At 73.1% G+C, this 24,246-nt stretch carries 26 protein-coding genes; 9 read left to right on the forward strand and 17 right to left on the reverse strand.

Annotated features, from left to right (window positions below; translation table 11 throughout):
• The first annotated feature begins 33 nt into the window (after nucleotides 1-33).
• Complete coding sequence (locus N912_RS49285; RefSeq protein ID WP_051579556.1) at nucleotides 34-660, forward strand: TetR/AcrR family transcriptional regulator; 627 nt, start codon at nucleotides 34-36, stop codon at nucleotides 658-660.
• Here N912_RS49285 and N912_RS0103680 read toward each other — a convergent pair.
• The 7 genes from N912_RS0103680 to N912_RS0103710 form a co-directional block, all read right to left on the reverse strand.
• On the reverse strand, nucleotides 657-1,934 hold the full coding sequence (locus N912_RS0103680) for an MFS transporter (RefSeq protein WP_037062746.1): 1,278 nt from the start codon (nucleotides 1,932-1,934) through the stop codon (nucleotides 657-659). The genes N912_RS49285 and N912_RS0103680 overlap by 4 nt on opposite strands.
• 68 nt (nucleotides 1,935-2,002) lie before the next feature.
• On the reverse strand, nucleotides 2,003-2,950 hold the full coding sequence (ligD, locus tag N912_RS0103685) for a non-homologous end-joining DNA ligase (protein WP_211261118.1): 948 nt from the start codon (nucleotides 2,948-2,950) through the stop codon (nucleotides 2,003-2,005).
• A 28-nt stretch (nucleotides 2,951-2,978) separates the two neighbouring features.
• Nucleotides 2,979-3,530 (reverse strand): NUDIX hydrolase, encoded by a 552-nt coding sequence (locus tag N912_RS0103690; protein ID WP_037062747.1) that lies wholly within the window; start codon nucleotides 3,528-3,530, stop codon nucleotides 2,979-2,981.
• Nucleotides 3,527-4,837, reverse strand: a complete 1,311-nt coding sequence (locus N912_RS0103695) for an MFS transporter (RefSeq protein ID WP_028921363.1) — start codon at nucleotides 4,835-4,837, stop codon at nucleotides 3,527-3,529. Before N912_RS0103695 ends, N912_RS0103690 begins: the two co-directional genes overlap by 4 nt.
• Nucleotides 4,834-6,270, reverse strand: a complete 1,437-nt coding sequence (locus N912_RS0103700) for an FAD-dependent oxidoreductase (protein WP_028921364.1) — start codon at nucleotides 6,268-6,270, stop codon at nucleotides 4,834-4,836. The genes N912_RS0103695 and N912_RS0103700 overlap by 4 nt, the downstream gene beginning before the upstream one ends.
• On the reverse strand, nucleotides 6,263-7,069 hold the full coding sequence (locus N912_RS0103705; protein ID WP_028921365.1) for an SDR family NAD(P)-dependent oxidoreductase: 807 nt from the start codon (nucleotides 7,067-7,069) through the stop codon (nucleotides 6,263-6,265). The genes N912_RS0103700 and N912_RS0103705 overlap by 8 nt, the downstream gene beginning before the upstream one ends.
• Nucleotides 7,066-7,494 (reverse strand): nuclear transport factor 2 family protein, encoded by a 429-nt coding sequence (locus N912_RS0103710; protein ID WP_028921366.1) that lies wholly within the window; start codon nucleotides 7,492-7,494, stop codon nucleotides 7,066-7,068. The genes N912_RS0103705 and N912_RS0103710 overlap by 4 nt, the downstream gene beginning before the upstream one ends.
• A gap of 109 nt (nucleotides 7,495-7,603) precedes the next feature.
• Between N912_RS0103710 and N912_RS0103715 the strand changes: the two genes are divergently transcribed.
• Genes N912_RS0103715 through ggt form a run of 3 tightly spaced genes read left to right on the forward strand, consistent with a single transcriptional unit; the run spans nucleotide 7,604 to nucleotide 10,819 of the window.
• Complete coding sequence (locus N912_RS0103715; protein WP_028921367.1) at nucleotides 7,604-8,296, forward strand: IclR family transcriptional regulator; 693 nt, start codon at nucleotides 7,604-7,606, stop codon at nucleotides 8,294-8,296.
• Nucleotides 8,293-8,958, forward strand: a complete 666-nt coding sequence (locus N912_RS0103720) for a hypothetical protein (RefSeq protein ID WP_028921368.1) — start codon at nucleotides 8,293-8,295, stop codon at nucleotides 8,956-8,958. Before N912_RS0103715 ends, N912_RS0103720 begins: the two co-directional genes overlap by 4 nt.
• A 43-nt stretch (nucleotides 8,959-9,001) precedes the next feature.
• Complete coding sequence (gene ggt, locus N912_RS0103725) at nucleotides 9,002-10,819, forward strand: gamma-glutamyltransferase (protein ID WP_051579558.1); 1,818 nt, start codon at nucleotides 9,002-9,004, stop codon at nucleotides 10,817-10,819.
• Here the strand turns inward: ggt and N912_RS0103730 are convergent.
• A complete protein-coding gene (locus tag N912_RS0103730; RefSeq protein WP_028921370.1) occupies nucleotides 10,809-11,963 on the reverse strand; it encodes an aromatic ring-hydroxylating oxygenase subunit alpha in 1,155 nt (384 codons plus the stop codon). The two genes, ggt and N912_RS0103730, sit on opposite strands and share 11 nt — an antisense overlap.
• A gap of 53 nt (nucleotides 11,964-12,016) precedes the next feature.
• Nucleotides 12,017-12,655 (reverse strand): TetR/AcrR family transcriptional regulator, encoded by a 639-nt coding sequence (locus N912_RS0103735; protein ID WP_051579560.1) that lies wholly within the window; start codon nucleotides 12,653-12,655, stop codon nucleotides 12,017-12,019.
• Between the two features lie 95 nt (nucleotides 12,656-12,750).
• Here N912_RS0103735 and N912_RS0103740 point away from each other — a divergent pair, with 95 nt between their 5' ends.
• Complete coding sequence (locus tag N912_RS0103740) at nucleotides 12,751-13,272, forward strand: hypothetical protein (RefSeq protein WP_037062748.1); 522 nt, start codon at nucleotides 12,751-12,753, stop codon at nucleotides 13,270-13,272.
• Nucleotides 13,273-13,333: 61 nt separating this feature from the next.
• Here N912_RS0103740 and N912_RS0103745 read toward each other — a convergent pair whose 3' ends face one another.
• The 5 genes from N912_RS0103745 to N912_RS0103765 form a co-directional block, all read right to left on the reverse strand.
• A complete protein-coding gene (locus N912_RS0103745; protein ID WP_028921373.1) occupies nucleotides 13,334-14,188 on the reverse strand; it encodes an alpha/beta fold hydrolase in 855 nt (284 codons plus the stop codon).
• Nucleotides 14,185-15,537: an MFS transporter gene (locus N912_RS0103750; RefSeq protein WP_037062749.1), complete on the reverse strand. Its 1,353-nt coding sequence runs from the start codon at nucleotides 15,535-15,537 to the stop codon at nucleotides 14,185-14,187. Before N912_RS0103750 ends, N912_RS0103745 begins: the two co-directional genes overlap by 4 nt.
• A 4-nt stretch (nucleotides 15,538-15,541) precedes the next feature.
• Nucleotides 15,542-16,288 (reverse strand): DUF899 family protein, encoded by a 747-nt coding sequence (locus N912_RS0103755; RefSeq protein WP_028921375.1) that lies wholly within the window; start codon nucleotides 16,286-16,288, stop codon nucleotides 15,542-15,544.
• Nucleotides 16,289-16,378: 90 nt separating this feature from the next.
• On the reverse strand, nucleotides 16,379-17,608 hold the full coding sequence (locus tag N912_RS0103760; protein WP_028921376.1) for an RNA polymerase sigma factor: 1,230 nt from the start codon (nucleotides 17,606-17,608) through the stop codon (nucleotides 16,379-16,381).
• 7 nt (nucleotides 17,609-17,615) lie between these two features.
• Nucleotides 17,616-17,951 carry a YciI family protein gene (locus N912_RS0103765; RefSeq protein WP_028921377.1) on the reverse strand — a complete coding sequence of 112 codons (336 nt, stop codon included), beginning with the start codon at nucleotides 17,949-17,951 and terminating at the stop codon, nucleotides 17,616-17,618.
• A gap of 79 nt (nucleotides 17,952-18,030) precedes the next feature.
• Here N912_RS0103765 and N912_RS0103770 point away from each other — a divergent pair, with 79 nt between their 5' ends.
• Nucleotides 18,031-19,200, forward strand: a complete 1,170-nt coding sequence (locus N912_RS0103770) for a phosphorylase family protein (RefSeq protein ID WP_028921378.1) — start codon at nucleotides 18,031-18,033, stop codon at nucleotides 19,198-19,200.
• Nucleotides 19,201-19,202: 2 nt separating this feature from the next.
• On the opposite strand, the gene N912_RS0103775 is transcribed toward N912_RS0103770, so the two are convergent.
• Nucleotides 19,203-19,775: a TetR/AcrR family transcriptional regulator gene (locus N912_RS0103775; RefSeq protein ID WP_028921379.1), complete on the reverse strand. Its 573-nt coding sequence runs from the start codon at nucleotides 19,773-19,775 to the stop codon at nucleotides 19,203-19,205.
• A gap of 87 nt (nucleotides 19,776-19,862) precedes the next feature.
• On the opposite strand from N912_RS0103775, the gene N912_RS0103780 reads away from it, so the two are divergent.
• A complete protein-coding gene (locus N912_RS0103780) occupies nucleotides 19,863-20,585 on the forward strand; it encodes an SDR family NAD(P)-dependent oxidoreductase (RefSeq protein ID WP_028921380.1) in 723 nt (240 codons plus the stop codon).
• A 34-nt stretch (nucleotides 20,586-20,619) separates the two neighbouring features.
• Here the strand turns inward: N912_RS0103780 and N912_RS0103785 are convergent, their stop codons facing one another.
• Both N912_RS0103785 and N912_RS49290 read right to left on the reverse strand, forming a co-directional pair.
• Nucleotides 20,620-20,988: a hypothetical protein gene (locus N912_RS0103785; protein ID WP_028921381.1), complete on the reverse strand. Its 369-nt coding sequence runs from the start codon at nucleotides 20,986-20,988 to the stop codon at nucleotides 20,620-20,622.
• Entirely contained in the window at nucleotides 20,985-22,007 is a 1,023-nt protein-coding gene (locus N912_RS49290) for a DUF1259 domain-containing protein (protein WP_245645170.1), read from the reverse strand. The genes N912_RS0103785 and N912_RS49290 overlap by 4 nt, the downstream gene beginning before the upstream one ends.
• A gap of 145 nt (nucleotides 22,008-22,152) precedes the next feature.
• Here N912_RS49290 and N912_RS0103795 point away from each other — a divergent pair, with 145 nt between their 5' ends.
• Together N912_RS0103795 and N912_RS66395 are read left to right on the forward strand one after the other, a co-directional pair.
• The gene (locus N912_RS0103795; RefSeq protein WP_028921382.1) at nucleotides 22,153-22,851 is read left to right on the forward strand and encodes a response regulator transcription factor; all 699 of its coding nucleotides are present in this window, start codon (nucleotides 22,153-22,155) and stop codon (nucleotides 22,849-22,851) included.
• Nucleotides 22,842-24,239, forward strand: a complete 1,398-nt coding sequence (locus tag N912_RS66395) for a sensor histidine kinase (RefSeq protein ID WP_064745146.1) — start codon at nucleotides 22,842-22,844, stop codon at nucleotides 24,237-24,239. The genes N912_RS0103795 and N912_RS66395 overlap by 10 nt, the downstream gene beginning before the upstream one ends.
• Nucleotides 24,240-24,246 lie beyond the last annotated feature (7 nt).

Here is a 24,246-nt window from a genome sequence, read left to right on the forward strand (position 1 = left end):
CTACGGTTGGCGCGACGGATACGGGGGTGCCGGTTGATCAGCCTGGAGGGCATTCAGCGAGCCGCCGTCCGTACGTTCTCCGAGCGTGGGTACGCGGCGACCGGCATCAGGGACATCGCGGCCGAGGCCGGCGTGACGTCCGGGGCGCTGTACCTGCACGCGTCGAGCAAGATGGCGATCCTCGAGTCGGTGATGCACTTCGCGCTCGACGAGCTGCTCCGGACCGCGGTGGTGGCCACCGACGGCGACCGGGCCGCGGCGTACAAGCTGGAGGGCCTGGTGCGGGCGCACGTGTCGAGCCAGGGCACCAACCCGCGCACGGCCCAGATCGTCGACGGCGAGGTGCGGAGCCTGTCCGAGCTGCCCCGGCGGGCGATCGTGGCCAAGCGCGACGCCTACGAGCGGTACTGGTCGGACGTCCTCGCCCAGGGCGTCGCCGACGGCGACTTCGCGGTCGACGACCTGTCGATCACCCGGCTGGCGGTGCTGGAGATGTGCAACGGCGTCGCCCACTGGTACCAGCCGGGCGGGCCGCTCGACCTGCCGCGCATCGAGGAGATCTTCGTGCGCCTGGCCTTCAACCTGGTCCGCTATCCGGGCCCGGACCACGGCCCGCGCCCGGAGCTGCGCGCCCGCCGGCTGCCCTGCGAACCGGCCTAGGTCACCGGGGTCGGCCCGACCGGCCGAGGGCACAGCAGCAGCACCGCCCCGGCCAGGCCGGCGGCCACCGCGAAGACCAGGAAGTTCGCCGACACGCCGAGGCCGGCGCCCAGCAGCAGCCCGCCCACCTGCGGCGCCGCCACCGCGCCGATCCGCCCGACGCCCAGCGCCACGCCCAGGGCAGAGCCCCGCAGGGCGGCCGGGTAGTGCGACGCCACGGCGGCGATGATCAGGCACTGGGTGCCGTGCGTGCCCACCCCGGCCAGTACCAGCGCGGCGTACGAGACCGCCGTGCCCGGCTGGCCGAGCAGCGCCAGCAGCCCGGCAGCGGCCGCCGCGCACGCCACCACCGCCGTGCGCACCGGCCCGAACCTGACCCCGCCCCACGCGCTGAGCATCGACCCGGCCACGGCGCCGAGGTTGAGGATCAGCAGGAACGCCAGCGCCGGCCCGAGGTCGAAGCCGGCGGTGCGCATCAGCTGCGGCAGCCAGGTGCCCAGCCCGTACCAGGCGAACAGGGTGGCCAGCGTGGCCAGCGCGAACACGGCGGTCGCTCTTGGGTACGGACTACGGAACAGCGCTCCCACGCCGTCGGCGGTCTCCGGTTCGGGCTCCGGCGCCAGCCCGTAGCGCCGTTCCAGCCGCGCGGCCCGCTCGGTCCGGCCCCGCGAGCGCAGCCACGCCGGCGACTCCGGGAGCTGCCAGGCGCACAGCGGCAGCACCAGCGCCACCGCCAGCAGCGCGATGGCGAACATCGGCCGCCAGCCGTGCGCGGGCAGCACGCCGATGCCGATCACGGACGCGAGCGAACCGCCGATCGGCACGCCGGACATCATCAGGGTGGCCACCAGCGAGCGGTGCCTGGCCGCCACGAACTCCGCGCCGAGCGCGCTCGCCGACGGCACCAGCCCGCCCAGCCCCACGCCGGCCAGCAGCCGGAACGCGCCGAACCACGCGGGCCCGGACGCCAGCCCGCACAGCGCGGTGAACACCGAGAACCACGCCGTGCACCACAAGATCATGAAACGGCGGCCGAACCTGTCGCTGAGCCGCCCGGCGAGCAGCGCGCCGACCAGCATGCCCACGAAGGCCAGGCTGCCGAGCAGGCCGGCGGACCCGGGCGTGAGCCCCCACCCCGGCTCGGTCAGCAGCACCGGGAGCACCGAGCCGTAGACGATCAGGTCGTAGCCGTCGAACACCACGACCACCCAGCACAGCGCCGTGACCAGCACCGCCCCCTGGCGGCGTGACGCCGTCGTCACGCTCGTATCCATGGTCGGTGACTCTAAGGGTGTTCTCCCGAGCGGGACGCGAGATTCCGCACGACAGAACCGACAGGACGTCAGCCGCGACGGGCTCGCGCCCGCCGCTTGCCCTCGTGCATGGCCGCCACCCTGGCCACCGGGATGGCGCGGCCCTCCTCGACCAGCTCCGGGCTCAGCCGCTGTGGCTCGGGCATCAGCTCGGCCCACGGGTCGCGCTCGCCGAGCAGCCCCGTCGCCGTGCGCACCGTGAAGTCCGCCGGCGAGACGTTGTCCAGCTCCTCCCACGGCACCGGGAACGACACCGGCAGGCCGGGACGCGCCCGGGGGCTGTACGCCGAGGCCACCGTCGCGCCGCCGGCCCTGGTCGAGTCCAGGAACACCTTCCCCTCCCGGTCCTCGCGGATGTACGCGGTGGTGGCCAGCGCCGGGTCGAGTCGCTCGGCGCGGGCGGCGATGGCGCGGGTGGCGGCGGCCGCCTCCTCCATCGTGGTCTCCGCCTCGACCGGCACGAAGATGTGCATGCCCTTCGCCCCGCTGGTCTTGACGGCGCCGGCCAGGCCGGCTCCGGCCAGGGCCTCACGGACCAGTCGGGCCGCGCCGACGACCACCGCGAACGCGTCGGCGTTGGGCGGGTCGAGGTCGAGCACCAGGTGGGTCGGGCGGTCCCAGCGCTCGGCGCGGACCAGGGTGACGTGGTACTCGATGGCGCGCTGGTTGGCGAACCAGAGCAGGGTGCGGCGGTCGTTGCACAGCGCGTAGGACACCTGCCGCTTCGAGGCCTCCGCCCACAGCGAGGTCCGCGCCACCCACTCCGGGGTGTACTTGGGCAGGTTCTTCTGCATGAACGGGGCCTGGCCGCGCAGCACCCGGATTACCGACAGCGGCCGGTCCCGCAGCACCGGGATGATCCGGTCGCGGACCGCGTCCAGGTAGTCCACCAGGTCGCGCTTGGTCGCGCCGGCGCCGTCGAACAGCTGTTGGTCGAGGTTGGTCAGCGACACGCCGTCCCGCGTACTGTCGTCCACGCCGATCACCCTCCCGAGCGGGAGGCGTTCAGGCAACCCCGATCGCGAGCAGGCCGGCCACCCTGTCGAGGGTCTCGTGGACGTTGGCCTCCGTGGTGGCCCGCCGCGCCTCCGGCAGGGACAGCCAGCGCAGCGGGGCGTCTGGGTGCTCCGGGCGGGCGGCGTCCGGGTCGGCGGTGGTCAGTACGAAGCGCAGGTCGGCGTGCTCGTGGTCGGGCTCGTCGCCCTTCGCCGGCACCGGGACGATCACGAGGTGCAGCAGGTCGGGCGTCGGCCACGGCGCCAGGTCGGGCAGGCCGGTCTCCTCGCGGCCCTCGCGCAGGGTGATCTCGATCGGGTCGCTCTCCCCCGGGTCGGCGTGGCCGCCGACCTGCAGCCACGCCCGCTGCCGCTGGTGCCAGCGCAGCAGCACCCGCCCGCTGTCCGGGTGCACGATCATCGCGGACGCGGTGAGGTGCAGCGCCGTCGAGCGCGACCACGGGTTGTCGGCGGCTCGGACCATGTCGCGGGTGCGGTCCAGGTCGGCGGACTCGGCCTCGCTGCGGGGGCGGTAACCGGAGAGCAGATCGACGGCGTTCATGTCGATGACGCTAGCCGCGGCGGCCTGAGGAAGGCGAGCATCACCGCGCAGATCACCAGGCAGGCGATCGGGAAGTACAGGCCCGCCGAGACGTTGTCCGCCGTGGCGTTCTTGCCGATCACGTACGGGCCGAAGAACCCGCCGAGCGCGGCGATCGAGTTGATCGCGGCCAGCCCGACCGCCGTGTGCTCGCGCGAGAGCACCCGCGCGGCCATCGCCCAGTACGGCGCGAGGTACCCGAGCACCCCGATCCCGACCATGGACAGGCAGGTCAGCGCGGGCACCGGGTCGTGCCGGAACTGGATGGTGCCGAACAGCCCGATCGCGGCCAGCAGCATCATCGCGATCACGTGGCCCTTGCGCTCGCCGGTCCGGTCGGAGTTGCGCGCGACCAGGAACATTCCGATCGCGCCGACCAGGAACGGGATCGCGCCCAGGACGCCGATGTTGGTCGCCGAGTAGGACGGGTCCATCTGCTTGACGATCAACGGCAGGAAGAACGTGAACCCGTACAGGCCGCACGCGGCGAACAGGTTGGCCACCGCCAGGTGCAGCACCGTGCGGTTCTTGACCACCCGAAGCTGCCCGAGGAACGTCTCCGGCGCCTCCGGCCGGTACTCCTTGCGGATCTCCCGGTCCAGCCACTCGCTCTGCGCGCGGGACAGGAACCGGGCCTTGCTCGGCACGTCCGGCAGGTAGAACAGCACGAACACGCCGAGCGCGATCGCCGGCGCGCCCTGCAGGATGAACACCCAGCGCCAGCTGGACAGCCCCAGCCAGTGCACGTGGTCCAGGATCACCCCGCCGGTGAGGCTGCCCAGGATCATCGCGGCCGGCTGGGCCAGCGCCAGCCCGGCCACCGCCCGCCCGCGCTCGCGGCCCCGGAACCACAGCGTCAGGTACAGCAGCAGGCCCGGGAACAGCCCGGCCTCGGCGATGCCGAGCAGGATGCGCGCCGCGTAGAGCTGCGGGATGTCCCGCACGAACCCGGTGACCACCGTGACGATCCCCCAGGTCACCGCGATGCGGGCCAGCCACAGCCGCGCCCCCACCCGTTTCATGATCATGTTGCTGGGGACCTCGAACACCACGTACGCCAGGAAGAAGATCGCCGCCGCCGTCCCGAAGGTGGCCGCCGTGATCGCCAGCTCGTGCTGCATCCCGAGCTGGGCGTAGCTGATGTTCGAGCGGTCCATGTAGTTGAACACGTAGAGCCCGAACACGACCGGCAGCACCCGCAGCGCGACCTTGCGGATGGCGCTTCGGCCGGTGTCGCTGTCCTCGGCGGCGGTGACGGAATCGCTCACGACGTTGCTCCTCGTTGAGTCTGGTGCGCGGCGTTGCGGCCGGCGATCCGGCCCATGGTCAGCGCGTTGGCTATCGCGTTCCCGCCGCCCACGTACCGGGGTCCGAGCACGCCGGCGCCGGCCTCACCGGCGGCGAACAGGCCGGGGACCACCGCCCCGCGCCGGTCCAGCACGGCCGCGTCGGCGTCGATCTCCAGCCCGGCGTGGGTGCAGACCAGCTCGGCGGGCAGGGTGCGCGCGGCGTAGAACGGCGGGGTGTCGATCGGCTCCAGCGGCTCGGTGACGCCCTTGGCGGCCAGCGAGTGGTGCCGCAGGAACTCGGTGTCGGTGCCGGCGGGAAGCTCGTCGTTCCACCGCCGCACGGTGGCGGCCAGTGCCGGCGCGGGGACGCCGATCGTCGCGGCCAGCTCCTCGACGGTGTCGGCGCGCGCCGTGCGCCCGGCGTCGGCCTCGCGCAGCACGGCGTCGGCGTCCCAGTGCGCGTAGCCGGGCGGCAGCGACCGCCGCGCCCGCTCGTCGAACACCGCCCACACCGGCCCGCCCTGCGCCTCGATGATGCCGCCGGACACCGCGTAGGACGCGTCCTCGTCCATGAACCGCCGCCCGTTGCCGTTGACGTAGATCCGCGAGGCCGGCGGGAAGCCGGACTGCCAGTGGTGCAGCCGCTGGAAGTAGGCGGTGGGCAGCAGCAGCCCCCAGCCGTCCCCGGCGACCGACGCCCCGACCTGCTCGCCGAACCGCAGGTGGTCGCCCCTGCTCCCCGGCGCCGCGACCACGAACAGGTCGTCGCCGGCCGCGAGCGCCGCCGGGTAGTGCCTGGCCAGCAGCTCCGGGTCGCGCGCGAAGCCGCCGCTGGCCACCACCACCGCCCCGGCCCGCACCTCCAGGCCGTCCGCGACCACCCCGACCACCGCACCCCCGGACACCAGCAGCCGCCGCACCCGGGTGTTCGGCACGACCTCCACCCGGTGCCGGCGCGCGGCCGCGGTCAGCGCCTGGACCAGCCCGTACCCCTGGTCGCTCGGCACGTGGCCACGCCACACGTCCTCCACCCCGGCCCGGCACAGCCCGGGCATGTGCGCGTTGCGCGAGGTCGTGGCCGGGATCTTCACGCCCAATCCGGTCAGCCACTCCAGCGTCGGGCCCGCGTGCTCGCAGAACGCCGCGACCAGGCCCGGTTTGAGCATCCAGGCGTTGAGGTCCATGTAGTGCTGGAAGAACCGCTCCGGGGAGTCCTCGATGCCGAGCCCGGCCTGCACCGAGGTGCCCGCCGCGGTGAACATCCCGGCGGAGAGCTGGGTGGACCCGCCCAGCTCCGGCTCGGACTCGAACAGCACGACCGACGCGCCCGCCTCCGCCGCCGACACCGCGGCCGCCAGCCCGGCACCGCCGCCGCCGATGACGACGACGTCCCAGCGGATCGGCTCAGACATGCCGGGAGCCGCCGTCGACGGCGATGCTGTGGCCGGTGACGTAGCGGGCGCTGTCGGAGAGCAGGAACAGCAGCGGCCCGACCACCTCCTCGGGCGAGCCGAGCCGGTGCAGCGGCACCACGTCCAACGCGTGCGCCAGCGCGGCCGGGTCCTCCTTCACCCACCGGGTCATCTCGGTGTCGATGTAGCCGGGCGCCAGCGCGTTGACCCGGATCCCCCGGTCGCCCAGCTCCACAGCGAGCGACTCGGTCAGGTGCGCGACGGCCGCCTTCGAGGTGCAGTAGGCGCCCCGGCCCCTGCGCACCCGGACCGCGGCCACCGAGGACATGTTGACGATCGCCCCGCCGGCCTGCATGTGCCGCGCCGCCGCCTGCGCGCCGAACAGCACCCCCTGCACGTTCACCGCCAGGGTGTCCGAGATCTGCCCTGCCGAGATCTCCTCGGCCGCCGCGAACGGGAAGATGCCCGCGTTGTTGACCCAGAAGTCCAGCCGCCCGAACTCCGCCACCGCCAGCCGCGCCACCGCGTCCTGCTGGTCCGGGTCGCAGACGTCGACGCCGGTGGGGACTACCCGCCCCGGCCGCTCGTGCACCGCCCCCGGCTCGGCGCTGATCTCCTCGGCCGTCGCCCGCATCCGGTCGGAGTCGATGTCCGCGCCCACCACGTGCACGCCCCGGCTGGCCAGCGCCGCCGCGAACCGGGCACCCATCCCCCGCGCCGCGCCGGTGACCACGGCCGCCTTGCCGGGCAGCTCCGGGTACACGGCGGTCATCGGCTCGTGCTGAACCCGGCCGGTCATGCCCGACCCCCGTCGGCGGCGTCGTCGCGCTTCACCACCCGGCGGCGGATCCGCCACTGCCCGTCCGCCACGACCAGCTCGTCGGTGATCGTGGCCTGGCGCACCAGCCGGGACGGCCCGCCCACCGGGGTGGTGACGATCTGCAGGTAGGCGTGCACGGTCGCCGTCTCGGCACCGGCCGCCGCGACGAACACGTTGGTCAGCACGTGCCGGGACCGCTCGCCCGCCTCCCGACCGGCCGTGAAGAACCGCCGCGCGAACGCGGTGAGATCGGCCGTGCCGCGCACCGGCTCCGGGTAGGTCGGCGAGTCGAACTCACCGTCCGCGCTGAACGTGGCCGCCCACTCGGCGGCGCGGCCGTCGTCGATGAAATGGCTCTGCGCGCCGTAGAGCTGGTGGATCGTCGCCAACGTCTCAGGCGTCACATCGGCCTCCGAGAAGTTCCGAGAAGTGTGCTAATATCGCACGCTACGTGCGAACTGTGGAAACAGTAAGAGTGTCGTCGCGCGCACGTCAAGACGTCGAGGGAGAGGCATGTCCGAAGGCGTCCGGCTCGACTCCGGGATGTCCAAGACGCTGCACAACGGGCTGCAGGTCCTGGAGCTGCTGGCCGCCCATCCGCGCGGCCTGACCCTCACCGGGGTGGCCGAGGCCGTCGGGGTGCACCGGACCGTGGCGCACCGGCTGGTCCGCACCCTGGAGGCGCACCGGCTGTGTCGCCGCGACGGCGCGAAGCGGATCACCCTCGGGCCCGGCCTTGTCCGGCTCGCCGAGCCCGTCGACCAGGACCTGCGCACCCTGGCCAGGCCCGTGCTGGAGGCCCTCACCGACGCCGGCGGGGCCACCGCGCACCTGGTCGTGCGGGAGAACGAGCGGCAGGTGCGGATGCTGATGATCGTCGAGCCCCGGCAGGCCCGGATGCACGTCAGCTTCCGGCCCGGCCAGGTGGACCCGATCAACCGGGGGTCGGCCGGCCTGGCCATGCTGGCCGCGGCGCCGCCGGTGCCCGGGGAGCGCGCGGAGGTGAGCCTGGCGCGCGAGCGGGGGTTCGCGGTGTCCTACGGGGAGATCGCGCACTCGATCATCGGCATCTCGGCCGCCGTGCCGCACCGGGACCCGGCCCAGGCCGTCAGCATCGGGCTGTCCGTGTTCGAGGCCCCGGACGAGCAGCGGCTCGGGTGTATCGTCGTCGACGCCGCGCGCCAGCTCGGTGACCTGCTGCGATGACCGTGTGGGACCCGTTCGGGACGTTGGCCTCGGCGCTGTGGATCGGCGGCGCGCAGTGGGCCGGCAAGTCGACGGTGGCGCGGCTGCTCGCCGTCAGGTACGGACTGACGGCCTACCACTACGACTATCACGACGCCCGGGGCCACGACGACCGGCGGGTCGCGCGGCGGGTCAGGCTCGGCGAGCCGGCGGCGGGCCCGGACCCGGACGCGGTGTGGGTGCACGACACGCCGGAGCGGATGGCCGCCTCGACGCTGGCCGGGTTCCCGGTCCGGTTCGAGTGGGCGCTGGACGACCTGCGCGCGCTGGTGTCCGGGCGCCCGATCCTCGCCGAGGGCTGGGGCCTTCGCCCCGAGCTGGTCGCGCCCATGATCGACTCGCCAGGGCGGATGGTGGTGATGGTGCCCACCGAGGAGTTCCGCCGCCACCAGGTCGACACCCTGGACCGGGCCGCCGCGATCGGCGCCTCCGGTCTTAGTGACCCCGAGCGTGCCCAGCGCAACCGGCTGGCCCGCGACCGCCTGGTCGCCGAGGACGCCGTGCGCGCCGCCGACGCGTTCGGCATCCGCGTGGTCGAGGTCGACGGGTCGCGCGACGCCGAGGCCGTCGCCGACGACCTGGCCGAACACTTCGCCCGCTACCTGCCCGCGCGCGACCGCTGAGCGGTCTTGTGGTGTGCCGCCGGGAGCGACCAGGATTGTTCGAATGGTCACCGGTGATCGCACGGTCGGCAGGTCCCTGCTCGTCGCCGGGGCGCTGCTCGCGCTCGTCACGGCGTGTTCGAGCGCTCCGCCAGCCCCGGCGGCGCCGCCCGCCCAGCAGCACCCGCCGCGCGCCGCCGAGGCCGTCGGCAACGGTGGCGTGGTCTCCAGCGTCGACCCGTACGCCACCGCGATCGGCGTCGACGTGCTGCGCGCGGGCGGCAACGCGGTCGACGCGGCGGTGGCCACGGCGGCCGCGCTGGGCGTCACCGAGCCCTACTCCGCCGGCGTGGGCGGCGGCGGGTACTTCGTGTACTACGAGGCGGCCAGCCGCAAGGTGTTCACCCTGGACGGGCGCGAGACCGCGCCGGCCACCGCCGACGAGCGCTACTTCACCGAGAACGGCCAGCCCATCCCGTTCGACCAGGCGGTCACCAGCGGCCTGTCGGTCGGGGTGCCGGGCACGCCGGCCACCTGGGACGAGGCGCTGCGCAGGTGGGGCACGCTGCGGCTGGGCCAGGCGCTCACTCCGGCCGCCAAGCTGGCCGCCGACGGGTTCGTCGTGGACGAGACGTTCCGGTCGCAGACGGCGGAGAACGCCGATCGGTTCGCCGCGTTCCCGGCCACCGCCGAGCTGTACCTGCCCGGCGGCGCGCCGCCCACTGTCGGCACCCTGCTGCGCAACCCCGGCCTGGCCGCCACCTACGACGAGCTGGGCCGCGACGGCGTCGGCGCGATCTACAAGGGTCCGATCGGGGCGGACATCATCGCCACCGCGACCGCCCCGAAGCTCGCGCCGGGGTCCAAGCGGGTGGTGCGGCCCGGCAAGCTCACCCCGGCCGACCTGGCCGGCTACCAGCTCGCGGCGCAGGACCCGACCCACCTGCGGTACCGGGGGCTGGACGTCTACGGCATGGCCCCGTCCTCCTCCGGCGGCACCACGGTCGGCGAGGCGCTCAACATCCTGGAGCGCGGCGAGCTGCGCGGGCTGCCCACCGCGGAGTACCTGCACCGGTTCCTGGAGGCTAGCCGGATCGCGTTCTCCGACCGCAACCGATGGGTCGGCGACCGGGCGGCCGTGGACGTGCCCACCGACGCGCTGCTGAGCAAGGACTTCGCCAACTCCAGGGCCTGCCTGGTCGACCCGGGGCACGCCCTGACCAGCCCCGTCGCCCCCGGCGACCCGCGCAAGCCGGCGGCCTGCGCGGCCGGCGCCCCCGGCCCGGGGTCCTCGGCCGGCAACGAGGGCCCCAACACCACGCACCTGACGGTCGCCGACGCCAAGGGCAACGTCGTCGCCTACACCCTGACCATCGAGCAGACCGGCGGCAGCGGCATGGTGGTGCCGGGCCGGGGCTTCCTGCTCAACAACGAGCTCACCGACTTCAACTTCACCCCCGTCACGCCCGGCGTGCCGGACCCGAACCTGCCCGGCCCCGGCAAGCGCCCGCGCAGCTCGATGTCGCCGACCATCGTGCTCGACAACGGCGCGCCGAAGCTCGCGCTCGGCTCCCCCGGCGGCGCCACGATCATCACCACCGTGCTTCAGGTCCTGACCGGCCGCCTGGACCGCGACCTGCGGCTGGTGGACGCGATCGCGGCGCCCCGGGCCTCGCAGCGCAACCGAGGCGAGACCGAGGCCGAGCCGGCGTTCCTGGCGCTGCCCGAGCGGGCCCAGCTGGAGGCGCTCGGGCACAAGTTCAGCTCGAACCCCGAGATCGGCAGGACAACCGGCGTGGAGCGGCTCCCGGACGGCCGCTGGCTTGCCGCCGCCGAGACTTCCCGCAGCGGCGGCGGCTCGGCCATGGCCGTCACCCGCTAGCCGCTCTAGCCGCTCCAGCCGCGCCGTTGACGACCTCGGCCAGCGAGCGGTGGAAGTGGGTGAGCGCGCCCTCGAACCGCCCGAACTCGTAGAACTCGTTGGCGCCGCTGGCCAGTGCCCGCTGGGCGGAGCACGCCACGTCCCTGTCCTCGGCGGCGCCCTCCCGCTGGAAGTCCAGCGCGCTCTTCAGGGCCGCCTCGGCGTCGGCGTCGCCCTCGGGCAGCGCGGTGAGCGTGTAGTTGATCACCCGGGTGCGATCCACGCCGAGCGGCTCCTGCACGATCACCGCCCTGGTCAGCGGGAAGGTCGCCACGACCACGTTCGGGAACAGGTGGTAGACGTAGGTCAGCATGCCATCCACCGACCGCTCGGCGGCGGGCACCGACCGCAGCTTGCCGATCCGCTGGTACGGGAACGCGACCCGGCTGTTGCGGCCGAACCGCTCGATGACGTTCAGGTTGTCGAACTGGATCGGGTAGAACGTCCGCCGGTGCGTCGCGCGCAGGTGGTAGCCCTCCAGGAAGCCGTCCATGAGGATCTTCCAGTTCGCCGCGAACACCTCCTCGGTGACGCTGTGCAGGCGCAGCTCGGGCGGGAGCACCCCGGCCAGCTCGTCCAGGCACGGCTCGGCCAGCTCGGGCTCGTCCTGGGTGACGAACACCAGCCCGTGCCGCTCGACCGCGCGCACCGGCACCAGCCCGTGGCGCGCCGGGTCGAGGTCCGGGAACCCGTGGGCGTGCGGCACGTGCCGCAGCGCGCCGTCCAGGCCGTAGGTCCAGCCGTGGTAGCGGCACACGAACGCGGTCCCGCACCCGCTGCCCTCCGCGACCTGCACCCCGCGATGACGGCACGCGTTGCGGAACGCCCGTACCTCGCCGTCGCGCCCGCGAACCGCCAGGATCGGCGTCCCGGCGGCCTCCCGCGCGAGGTACGCCCCCGGTTCCGCGAGCGCCGCCGAGGGGCAGAACGGGGTCGGGCTGTGCCGGAAGGCCCGCTCCAGCTCGAGGGCGAGACGCCCCGGCGACCGGTAGTGCTCGACGGGCTCCCGCCAGGTGGAGGCGCTCAGGTCCGTCGTCGAGTGGTCGATGTGATCAAGGATTCGCCGCGCGACTGACTGGTCGTCGGCCAGGAGTGTCACCGCCATGCACCTCCACGTCGAGGGGTGTCCAGGCTAGCAAAAAGTGAAGTGACGTCAATTCACTTTTGGCCGTGACCCGGGTCGATCCCGACCGACGCGGCGACCTGCCGCCACAGCACGTCGATCACCTGCTCGGCGGGCGGCAGCGGGTCGCGGCCGAGCACCTCGACCATCACCCGCTGTATCGCGCCGAACATCGCCGCGCCGGCCAGCTTCGGGTCCACCCCGGCCGGCAGCTCGCCGAGCCGCTGCGCCCGCCGGATGCTGGTCGCGGCGTGCTCGATCACCGTCGCGATCCTGGCCGCCTCGGTGCGGGCCACCTCGGCCTCCCGCCCGAGCTGGGCGTACAGCACGACGGCGAACGCATCGGCGTAGTGGAACCGCACGCCCAGCTCCAGGCGCAGCCGCTCGTGGGTCGCCCAGTCGCCCTCCTCGTTCAGGTCGACGTCGAGCACCTCGGCGTGGAACCTGTCGAAGAACTCGTTCACCAGCGCGCCGACCAGCCCCGCCTTCGACCCGAAGTAGCGGTGGACCAGGCTCGGGGCCACCCCGGCCGCCCGGGCCACGCCCGCGATCTCGAGGTGGCCGCCGTGCGCGATGGCCTCCTCCCGCGCGCACGCCAGCAGCCGCGCACGGGTCGCCCTGCCCTTCGCGGTCAGCGGGATCGCGGCGGTGGCCGCCTCGGCCGGGGTCGACACGCCGCCAAGGTACCCGCCGCGCCGAACGCGCCACTACATTGCCTGCCGTAGTCGGGGAGACCCGAAACGAAGAGGGGAACTGTATGAACTCAGCAATGAGCAGACGAATCGGCAGGGTGGTCGGCGCCGCGGCGGTGGCCGTCACCATCGGCGCGCTCTGCACGGTGTTTTCCGGAACGGCGTACGCCGCGCCCCAGTCGGTGCTCCGTACCAAGTTGACAGGGCCTCCGGCGACCGTGCCGGGCGGGCAGGGCGTGTTGCAGTACACCATCACGAACACCGGCCGGACCCCGACCGACGGAATCCTGCTCAACGTCTCGCTTCCCCCTCGCGTCGACCTGGCCCTGTCCCCCGGCGTGCCGTGTCAGAAGACCGGCAACAACCCCCAGGGCGGCGCGCTGATCAGCTGCAACTTCAGCGACGCTTCCGGCAGGATGGCCCCCGGGGAGTCGCGGGTGCACAACACCCCGTTCACCGTCGCCCCGGACGCGCCGCGAGGAAAGGTGCTCGGCCCGGTCGGCGCACTGGTGGTGCCGCTCAAGGGCGGCAAGCCGACCGAGGACGAGCGCGACCTGCGCGGGCCCAACGTGGCCTGGACCCCGATCAGGACGCCCTGACCGGACGCCGGTCCCCTGCCCGCCGCGCCGCCTCGACGGCGCGGCGGGCAGTGCCGTCTCGTCACCCGATATGGCGCTCGATGAGCCCGGCGACCTCGTCGGGCCGTTCTTCGACCAGATAGTGACCGGCGTTCTCGACGACGTCGACCCGGACATCGGACCAGCCGTAGTTCGAGCGCAAACTTTCGGCCATCCGAGGCATTATCGGCCCGAAGAGATGCTCGCCGCCGATCAGCAGCAGCGGCACGTCGATGGGCTCGGTACGCCCGGCGTTGTAGGCCGCGGTGGCCGGAATGGCGCGGTAGAACTCGAAGGCCGACCGCAAATGGTCCGGGTCGCGGTAGGCGTGGGCATAGTGGGCGAGGTCGGCGTCGCCGATCGCGGTGTTGTCGACGGTGAACGTGTCGAAGAAGTAGCGGAAGTAGACCGACTGCCGGCCGGTCACGAGTGCCTCGGGCAGGTGGGGCGTCATGTGGAAGCCCGCATGCCAGAGGGGTGCGTCTAGCTCGAGGACGGGCGCCGGCTCGATACCGGGAATCGGGACCTCCAGCACGGCGACGGTGCGGGTGCGTTCGGGGAACTCGCGGGCGAACGCGTAGGCGACCATGCCGCCGATGTCGTGGCCGACCAGGTGGGACGGCCCGAGGTCGAGCCCTTCGACGAGCTGGTGGACGTCGCGCGCCAGCTCGACCGAGGCGTAGCCGTCCGCGCTCGGCGCCGACTCCCCCACGCCCCGCAGGTCGACGGCGAGGACGGTGAACCGCGCCGCCAGCCGAGGCATGATCCGCCGCCAGGCGTACCAGTCCTGGGGAAAGCCGTGCAGCAGCACCACGGTGGGCCCGCGGCCGCCCCGGACGTAGTGGATCCGGGTGCCGTTCACGTCGGCCGTTCCGGAGACGAACCCCTCCCCGATCATCGCTTCTCCCCGGTTCGTGTCCAGACCATGGCCACGACGGCCGCGGTCAGCGCGACGTCGACCACCAGCGCCAGGTGGATGCCGTCGAGCAGGGTCGCCCGGCTCACCGCGACCGCGCCCAGGATCGGCACGCCGACGGTGAGCGCGACCTGCTGGGTGAGCGTGGCGAGGCCGGTGGCCAGGCCCTGCTCGGAGTCGCGCAGGCCCGAGGTCACGGTCACCATGAACGCGACGATCGCCGTCACGTGCCCGAAGAACCCGAGGAACAGCGCGGGCATCAGCACCGCCAGCGACGTCGTGTCGGTGCCGAGCAGGATCAGCGGGGCGGTGCACCCCGCCTGCACCAGCAGGCCGGCGGCCAGCACGTGGCGCGCGCCGTGCCGGGCGATGAACCGCCCGGCCACTATCCCGGCGGCCACCGAGGCGAGGCCGGGCACGCCGAAGACCAGCCCGGTGGCCAGCGGCGCGAAGCGCAGCACGTCCTGCAGGTACAGCGTCATCAGGTAGACCAGCCCGGACTCCATCGCGAACACCGTCAGGCCGGCCAGGTTGCCCCACTTCACGGTGGGCCGGGCCAGGATGTCCAGCGCGACCAGCGGCGCCTGCGCCCGCCGCTCGATCAGCCAGAACACCACCAGCAGCGCCACCCCGCCGGCCAGGGCATACGGGTTCTGGTTGGTCACGCCGAAGACGAACGCGAGCAGGCCGAGCGTCACCGCGACCGCGCCCGGCACGTCCAACCGCACCCCCGACGGCGCCCGGCTCGCGCGCACCACGAACGGCGTGACCACCAGGATGAGCACCGCCACCGGCACGTTGATCAGGAACGCCCAGCGCCAGCTCAGCACGCCGACGATGGTGCCGCCGGCCAGCGCGCCGACGGTGAACCCGCCGGACAGCAGGGCGCCGTTGAGACCGAGCACCCGCGCCCGCTGCCGCTCCTCGCTGAACGTCGTGACCAGCAGCGACAGCGCCGCCGGGGTGGCGATCGCGGTGGCCAGGCCCTGCAGGGCGCGGCCGGTCAGCAGCATCGCGGGGCTCGCGGCGAACCCACCGACCAGCGAGGACACCGCCAGCAGCCCGATCCCGACCAGGAACATCCGGCGCCGCCCGAACAGGTCGGCGATCCGGCCGAACAGCAGCGTGAACCCGGCGGCCGGCAGCGCGAACGCCGTGACCACCCACGGCAGCGCGGACAGCTCGAGGCCGACGCCCGCGCCCAGGTGGGGCAGCGCGACGTTCAGGATCGAGAAGTCGACCGAGAGCATGAAGTTCGCACCGAGCAGCAGGAACACGGTCAGCCGCTGCTGCCCGGTCATCCGCTCCGGCGGGCAGGTAGTGGTAGTCATGGGCTCAGCGACCGCCGGTGCCGAGGTCGTCGGAGTGCCCGGCCGCCAGCCGGGGCCACTGGGACGTGGGACGCCCGTTGGTCCGCCACACCTCGGGGTTCTTGGCGTCCCACCGCTGGGGCCAGCCGGCGGGCGAGTCCTCCCACAGCTCCTGCCGCCCGTACACGGTCATGTCCAACAGCCCCTCGGTCGGGGCCATCGGCTCGATGCCCCGGCCGCTGGTCCAGTAGGTCTCGAACACCCGGTCGCCGTCGCGCAGGTAGCACACCAGGTAGAACATCTCGACCGGGCGCCCGGCCAGCAGCGCCTCGGCTGAGTTCCGCACCGAGTACCAGGGCATCTCCCAGCCCATGAAGTCCCGGTAGCGGACGCTCTCGGCGTACGGGCCCTTGCAGAACGTGGCGTAGGTGACGTCGCGCGAATGCAGGTACGACAGCTCGCGGACCTGTCCGTTGAAGAACGTGCAGCCCTCGCACTGGCCGGCGGCGTCGTGGCCCGGCCACCACGCGTGGAAGTAGGCGACCAGCTGGCGGCGGCCCTCAAACACGTCCAGCAGCGTGACCGGCCCGCTCGGCCCGACCAGCGTGATGGTGGGGTCGACCGCCACCATCGGCAGCCGCCGGCGGGCGGCCGCGATCGCGTCGCCCTCGTGGGTGTGTGCCTTCTCCCGCACCCGCAGCGCGTCCAGTTCGGCCTGCCAGGCGGCCCGGTCGGTCACCGGTGGCGTCGGCGGGGTCGTGTCGGTGTTCATGGAACTTCTCCTTCCCGGTGGACTTTCGCCCCACCGACGAAGGACACCGCCCAGGATCGACATCGACCGCCGGGAAGTTTCGCGACCGGGTCAGAGCCGGCGCAGGCGGCCGGTCAGGTAGCGGCGCTCGGCCTCGGTCGGGGCCAGCTCCAGGGCCTGCTGGTAGGCCACCCTGGCCTCGGCGGCGCGCCCGGCCCGGCGCAGCAGGTCGGCGCGGGTCGCGGGCAGCAGGTGGTATCCGTCGAGCCGGCCGGACGCGATGAGCTGGTCGACCAGGCTCAGGCCGGCCGCGATGCCGTCGGCCATCGCGACGGCCACGGCGCGGTTGAGGTCCACCACCGGGGACGGCGCCAGGTGCGCCAGCTCGTCGTACAGGCCGGCGATCGCGCGCCAGTCGGTGCTCTCGGCGTCGGGCGCAGTGGCGTGGCAGGCGGCGATCGCGGCCTGCACCTGGTACGGCCCGGTGCGCCGCATGCCACGCGCCCGGTCGAGCGCCGCGACACCCTCGGCGATCAGCTCGCGGTCCCACCGGGAACGGTCCTGGTGCTCGAGCGTGACCAGCACGCCGTCGTCGTCGGTGCGCGTCGCGCGGCGGGCCTCGTGCAGCAGCATCAGCGCCAGCAGCCCGCGCGGCTCGGGCTCGCGCGGCATCAACCCGACCAGGACCCTGGCCAGGCGAATCGCCTCGGCCGTCAGGGCGCGCCTCGGGGCCTCGGCGTCATCGTCGTAACCCTCGTTGAAGATCAGGTAGAGCACCGCGAGGACGGCGGCGAGCCGTTGCGGGAGGAGCTCGGCCGGCGGCACCCGGTACGGGATGCCGGCCTCGCGGATCTTGCGCTTGGCGCGGACCAGGCGCTGCGCCATCGCGGACTCGGCGGTCAGGAACGCCCTGGCGATCTCGGCGGTGCTCAGCCCGGCCAGCGTGCGCAGGGTGAGCGCGACCCTGGCCGGGAACGGCAGCGCCGGGTGGCAGCAGGTGAAGATCAGCCGCAGCCGCTCGTCCGGGATCTCCTCCACCGGCGCCTCGCCCGGGTCGCGGTCCAGCACGGCCCGCTCGCGCAGCTTGCCCGCGCCGGCGGTGTCGCGGCGCAGCCGGTCGGTCGCGCGGTTGCGGGCCGTGGTGGTGAGCCAGGCGCCCGGGCGGCGCGGGACGCCGTCGCGCGGCCAGGTGGCCAGCGCCGAGGCGAACGCGTCCTGCGCGCAGTCCTCGGCCAGGTCCCAGTCGCCGGTCAGCCCGATCAGGGTCGCCACGACCTGGCCCCACTCGTCCCGGTACGCCGCCTCGAGCGCCGCCCGGACCCGTTCGTCGGGCCGCGTCACGGTGCCGTCACTCCCAGAGCGGCCGGATCTCGACGCCGCCCCACCGCGCGTAGGGATGGCCGGCGGCGATCGCGATCGCCTCGTCCAGGTTCGCGCACTCGACGATCACGAAGCCGCCGACGAAGTCCTTGGTCTCGGCGAACGGCCCGTCCGAGACCAGGGTCTCGTCGTCCCGCACCCGCACCGTCGTCGCGTCCACCACCGGGCGCAGCCGCGCGCCGACGACCAGGGCGCCACGACGGTCCAGGTCCGCCCGCCACGCCTGGTGCACCGGGTCCGCCTCGAGCTCCTCGTTGCTCGGCGAGGCGGACTCGTCGTCGCAGATCAACAGCGCGTACTTCATACCGCGATTCTGCCCCGCCCCTCGGCCGGGCCTCGCGCCGGCTGTCTGGTGTCGTTTACGCGGCACTAGGGTTGCTTGCGTGAAAGAGGTCGTAGACGGGGCCACGCTGAGACCGGAGGAACTCGACGAGGCCGTCACGCGATTGCTGGACTTTATTGCCGGCGTCGACCGGGATGGCTGGTACTCCGGGTTGGAGGTTGTCCGTCCCTGGTCGGATCACAACCCACGCATAACCGGGGAGTTTGCCCGGCCCGACGCGGTCCGGTGGTATTTGCGACGCGAGTTGATGACGCTGCTGCGCAGGGGTGCGGCGGTGACCGCTCGCCCGTCCCGGCGTGCGCTGACGTTTGCCGACCCCGACTTCTTCGGTGCGCTGGACGAGGACCGTTCCGACCTGCGGGCGAAGAAGCTGTTCCTTTTCGGCCCGGAGCGGATGGCGTTGTCGATCGACCGCCTCTCGCACTACTGCGGCACGCCCGCGGAATCATTCCAACGGCATATCCTGTTCACGAACTACTCCATGCATGTCGAGGAGTTTCAACGTCGGTTCACCGACACGGAGGGCCCCGGCCGCGACGGCGTGCAAATGCCGGCGTGGCATCACCGCACCCCCGCCGGGGACGGCGTGAGCCTGGTGAACATCGGGGTCGGCCCCGCCAACGCGAAGACCATCACCGATCACCTCGCGGTGCTGCGCCCGGACACGATGATCATGATCGGGCACTGCGGCGGGCTGCGGAACCATCAGAACATCGGGGACTTCGTGCTCGCCACCTCGTACCTGCGCGCGGACAAGGTCCTCGACGACGTGCTGCCGGCCACCGTTCCGGTGCTCCCCAACCATCGGCTCAACACGTTCCTGCTGGACGCCCTCGACGCCAGGGACGCCAAGTACAGGGTCGGCGTGGTCTGTACCACCGCCAACCGGAACTGGGAGTTCAACCAGGGCGCGACCCTGGCCGCGATCAAGGCCGCCCGGGGTGTCGCGATCGACATGGAATCGGCCACCGTCGCGGCGAACGGTTTTCGCTATCGCATTCCCAACGCCACCCTGCTGGCCGTCTCGGACAAGCCGTTGCACGCGTCGCCGAAACTCTCCACGAAGGCGATGGCCTTCTACCAGGCGAGCAAGCGCGAACATCTCAGCATCGCGCTCTCCTGCCTGGACCGGGTCCGCACCGAATATCCCGACGGGCTTCCCCACGACGACATCCGCGCGCCCGACGAGCCGCTGTTCGGGGCGAAGTAGAACTAGGGGCGGAGGCTGTCCAGGAGGAAGCGGCCGCGCCGGTCGTAGTCCTCGCGGGCGGGCTTGGGCCGGTGGCGCAGCACCAGCGCGTTGGCGACCAGGGCCTGGTACATGTCCTCGGCGGTGAAGTCGGGGCGGAGCACGCCGGCCTTGTGCGCCCGCTCGACGAGGGCGATTCCGGTCGCCCGGCCCGCGTTCCACTGCGCGGCGACCTGCGCGGAGTCGGGATAGGACTTGAGGTGCACGTCGACCGCCGCCGGCTCGCGGTACTGCAGGTCGAGCAGGTCGGTGACGTAGGTGGCGAGCCGCTCCCACGGGTCGCCGGGCCGGCGGGCTCGGTCCAGGATGGCGCGCATCTCGGCCCCGACGAGCTCTTCGATGACCGCGTCGATGAGGCCCTGGCGGCCGCCGAAGCGGTTGTAGATGGTCGCCTTGCTGACCCCGGCGGCGGCGGCGATCTCCTCCAGGGGCGTGCCCAGCCCCCGGCCGTGGAAGGCGGCGATGGCGGCGGCCCGGATCTGGGCGACGTTGCGGGCGGCATCGGCCCGCAGGCCCGGTCCCGCGCTGGACGTCATGAGCACCAGGTTAGCAACTTGACCCTGGCGTCAACATGACAGTAGCGTCAAGTTAGCTTCAGTGGTCGTCAGATGAGGGGTTTCGCCATGTCCACGTCCATCGCCGTCTTCGGCGCCGGGCCCGGCCTCGGTCAGGCGGTCGCCCGGCGCTACGCCCGCGAGGGGTACGACGTCGTCCTGGTGGCCCGCCGCCGGGAGCCGTTGGAGCGGCTGGCCGAAGACCTGGCCGGCGGTGGCGGTGCGGTCCACGTCGTCGCCGCCGACCTGTCCGACACCGCGTCCGTCCCCGCGCTGGCCGAGTGGGTTCGCGGCCGGGTCGGCCACCTCGACGCGTTCTACTACGCCCCGACTCCGGACGGGGGCTTCGTCCCCGCGGCCGACCTGACCGCCCGGCGCGCCCGGGAGTACCTGCCGCTCGCCTACTACACGCTGCTCGACCTCGTGGAGCAGTTCCTCCCCGGCATGCTCGAACGCGGCCACGGCGCAATCCTCACCGCCCAGGGCGCCAGCTCCCTCCGAGGCCTGCCGACCATGAGCGGCCCCGGCCCCGCGCAGGCCGCGCAACGCAACTACCTGCAGTCCCTGCACGCCGAGGTGGCCGGCAAGGGCGTCTACGTCGGCATGCTCTACATCGGCGCGATCGTCGAGCACAGCGCCTTCCACACCTGGACGACGACCTCCGACGGCGGCGGCGCCCGTGACTGGGGGCCGACCGTGAACCCCGACCACCTCGCCGGCCTGCTCCGGGACATGCACGCCAGCAAGGGTCCGGCCGAGGCCGCCTACCCCGACGGGATCCTCAACCGCTGACACCCCTGTCGGTGCCGGCGGTGGTTGTCGGGTGCTAGTAGAGGTAGATGTCGACGAGTAGGGCGGCCAGCGCGGTCAGCGCGGCTGGGGCGATCACGCGGTGGGCCGGGTCGGTTCGCAGCGGGCCGAGGCAGAGCAGGAGGAACGCCGAGGCGAGGGCGAAGATGCCGGAGCCGGTGTCCTGCCAGCTGATGGGGAAGACGGGGATGGGGGCGTCGGTGAAGAAGGTGCTGGCGTGGGTGGCGCGCAGGATGGCGTTCCAGGCCAGTGGGCCGGTGGCCGCGGCGAGCGCGCCGGCGGCCGTGACGGGGACGCGGTGGTTGCGGCTGGTGAGCGCGAGCGCGAGTGCGGCGACGATCGCGGAGAGCGCGGCGCCGTAGCCGATGGTGGGCCAGCTGATCATTGCGGCTTCCCGGGTTGGGTGTTGGTGGCCTCGGTTGCCGCGCGACGTGTGGTGGCGAGCGTGACGGCGTCTCCGGTGGCCCAGTAGTGCAGGTAGAACAGGCGTGGTTGGTCGGTGAGGGCGTGGTTGTGCAGTTCGACGAGGCCGATGCCGCCTCGGCGTAGTGCTTGGATGACCGGGGTGACTTCGGGTGCGGTCAGGACGAGGTCGCCGTTGGTGGCGGCCTGGCCGCCGCCGAGGGGTTGGAAGTTGATCGCGGTGGTGACGCCGGTACCTGGCGGGAGGATGTGCCCGTTGTCGGTGATGGTTTCGCGGCGCGGGATGCTGAACTTGTAGACGCCGCCGTCGGCGGTGCCGGGGCGGCCGAGGGCGTGGTCGATGCCCGGGGTGTCCAGGTCGAGCGGCGGCTGACCGGATGCCGAGGTCGGCGGGGTGTTGGTGGCCGGCGGGATGGTGGTGGTGTCGAGCGCGGCTCGTAGGCCCTGAGCCAGCCGTGCCGGGTCGCCCATGGCGTGGAAGTGGGTCCACCACACCGGCGGGGTCTGTTGGAGAAGGTGTTTGTGTAGCGCGGTCTGGGTGATGCCGTGCGATTGCAGGGCGTCGGTCACCTTGGGTAGTTCGGCCTCGGTGACGACCAGGTCGCCCATGGCCAGGGTGGCGTCGTGGTAGCGCGCGAAGGCGGCGTAACCGCCGAGCGAGAGCCCGGGCTTGATCGCCACCTGTTGGGAGACCACCGCCAGGTCGGAGCGGGTGAGCGGGATTCGGTATACGCCCGCGCTGTCGAGCTTGCCGGTGCGGGCGAGTGCGTCGGCGACGGGCTTCCAGTCCGCGTCGGTGGTGGCCATCGGCGCCTGGTCGGCGGATGTGCCGCCGGGCGGGTGGTCGGGTGTGGCGCCCCCGCCGCAGGCGACCACCGCGGCCAACAGCACTGCCAACAGCACTGCCAACAGTGCGGGCGACACGGCGGCCCGCAGCGCTCTCCTCGGCGCGGTTGGTGGCTGGTGTGCTGCCGCGGTCACCGGCGGGAACACCCGCGAGTGTGGGTGGGAGCGTGGTTGCATGGTGCTTGGGTAGTCCGGCGAGATGAAGCCTTCATGAAGGTGGAAGGGGCGATCACCCGCTCGGGGCCACACTGGTGTGCCCCGGGCGAGAGGACGGGCCGAGATGCGGGTGTTGGTGGTCGAGGACGAGCCGAAGATGGCCGGTCTGCTGCGTCGGGGCCTGGCCGAGGAAGGCTATGCGGTCGACCTCGCCGCCGATGGACCATCCGGGCTCGCCGCCGCCGTCGCCCACCCGTACGACGTGGTGGTGCTGGACGTGATGCTGCCGGGGAGCTCGGGTTTTCAGGTGTGCCGCGAGCTGCGCCGGCGCCGGGTGTGGGTGCCGGTGCTGCTGCTCACCGCCCGCGACGGTGTCGGTGACCGCGTGCACGGCCTCGACGGCGGCGCGGACGGCTATCTGACGAAGCCCTTTCACCTGGTCGAGTTGTTCGCCCGACTCCGGGCGTTGATCCGGCGCGGCCCGGTCGCCCGGCCCACCGTGCTGAGTGCCGGAGGGCTTCGGCTGGACCCGGCCAGCCGGCGGTGCTGGCGCGGTGACGACGAGATCGTGTTGACCGGCAAGGAGTTCGCCGTGCTGGAGGCGCTGCTGCGTCGGCCGGGCACGGTGGTCACCCGCGAGGCACTGCTGGAGCATTGCTGGGACTTCGCCTACCAGTCCCGGTCCGCCCGATCCAACGTCATCGACGTGCACATCCGGTCGCTGCGCGACAAGGTCGACCGGCCCTTCGGGGTCGCATCGGTGCGGACCGTGCGCGGCGTCGGCTACCGCATCCATCCCGACGGTGGCCAACCATGCCCGTGACGCGCTGGCCGGCAGCTCGCTGGCCGCTGCGGATGCGGCTGACGGCGTGGTCGGTGGCCGTGATGGCGCTCGTGCTGGCCGGGGTGGGCATCGGCGCGGTGCTGCATCTGCGGGGCGCCTACGACGAGTCCCTCGACGCGGCCCTGCAGGCCCGCCTGGACGCCTTGCGGAGACCGGGAGCCGTGATCGGCGACTCGACCGGTGCCTCGGACACCACCGAGCAGCTGCTCGACCTCGCCGGCGCCCCGCTGGCCGGCTCCGGGGTGCTCGGTGGCCGGGCGCTGCTCGACCCCGCCGAGATCGCGTCCGCCAGCCGGGGCGGGCTCGTCCGCGCCGAGCACGACGCCGCGCCGGGAATGACCGGGCCGGTGCGCGTGCTCGCCGCCCCGACCTCCGACGCACACGCCGTGGCGGTGGTCGCGGGCAGCCTCGCCAGCCGCGACGACGCCGTCGCCGACCTGCGCGAGGAGCTGTCGGTGGCGTTCCCGCTCGTGCTGGCCGCCGCCGCGGTCGGCGCCTACCTCGTGGCCACCGCGGCGCTGCGCCCGGTGGAACGCCTCCGCGCGCACGCCGAGCAGATCAGCGCCGAGAACACCCACCAACGCCTGCCCGTGCCACCCACCCGAGACGAGCTCGCCCGGCTCGGACACACGCTCAACGCCATGCTCGACCGGCTCCGCGCCGCCCTGGACCGTGAACAGCGCTTCGTGGCGGACGCCAGCCACGAGCTCCGCACCCCGCTCAGCCTGCTCACCACCGAGATCGAGCTCGCCCTGCACCGCCCCCGCGAGTCCACCGAGCTACGGGCCGCACTGCGCTCGGCCCTTGACGAGACCCGCCGCCTGACCACCCTCGCCCAAGACCTCCTGCTGCTCGCCCGCACCGAACACTCGCCACACCACGCCGGCGGTGAAACCGGTGCCCTGCCCACCCGACTGGCATCGATACTCGCGGCCGCGGCCGAGCACACCTCACCGGGCGCCGGCGAGATCATCGTGGACTGCCCCGCCGAGCTCGCCGTCCACGCCGACCCCGACGACCTGCAACGCGCCGTGCGCAACCTGCTCGACAACGCGGCCCGCCACGGCCACGCCCCCATCCACCTCCGCGCCCACCACAACCCGGCGGACGGTGCCGTCTCCATCGAGGTCCGCGACCACGGCCCCGGAATCCCCGCCGCATTCCTGCCCCACGCGTTCGAACGCTTCACCCGCGCCGACGCCGCCCGCGGCGGTTCCGGCACCGGCCTCGGCCTGGCCATCACCGCCGCCCTCATCCACCACATGCACGGCACCGTCACCGCACACAACCACCCCGAGGGCGGCGCCACCATCACCATCACCCTGCCCGCCCCCACCGATACCCCCCACACCCTCCGTCGAGGCTGACTCAAGT

This window comes from Actinospineispora acaciae DSM 45401 (assembly GCF_000620785.1).
GTDB classification, from domain to species: domain Bacteria; phylum Actinomycetota; class Actinomycetes; order Mycobacteriales; family Pseudonocardiaceae; genus Pseudonocardia; species Pseudonocardia acaciae.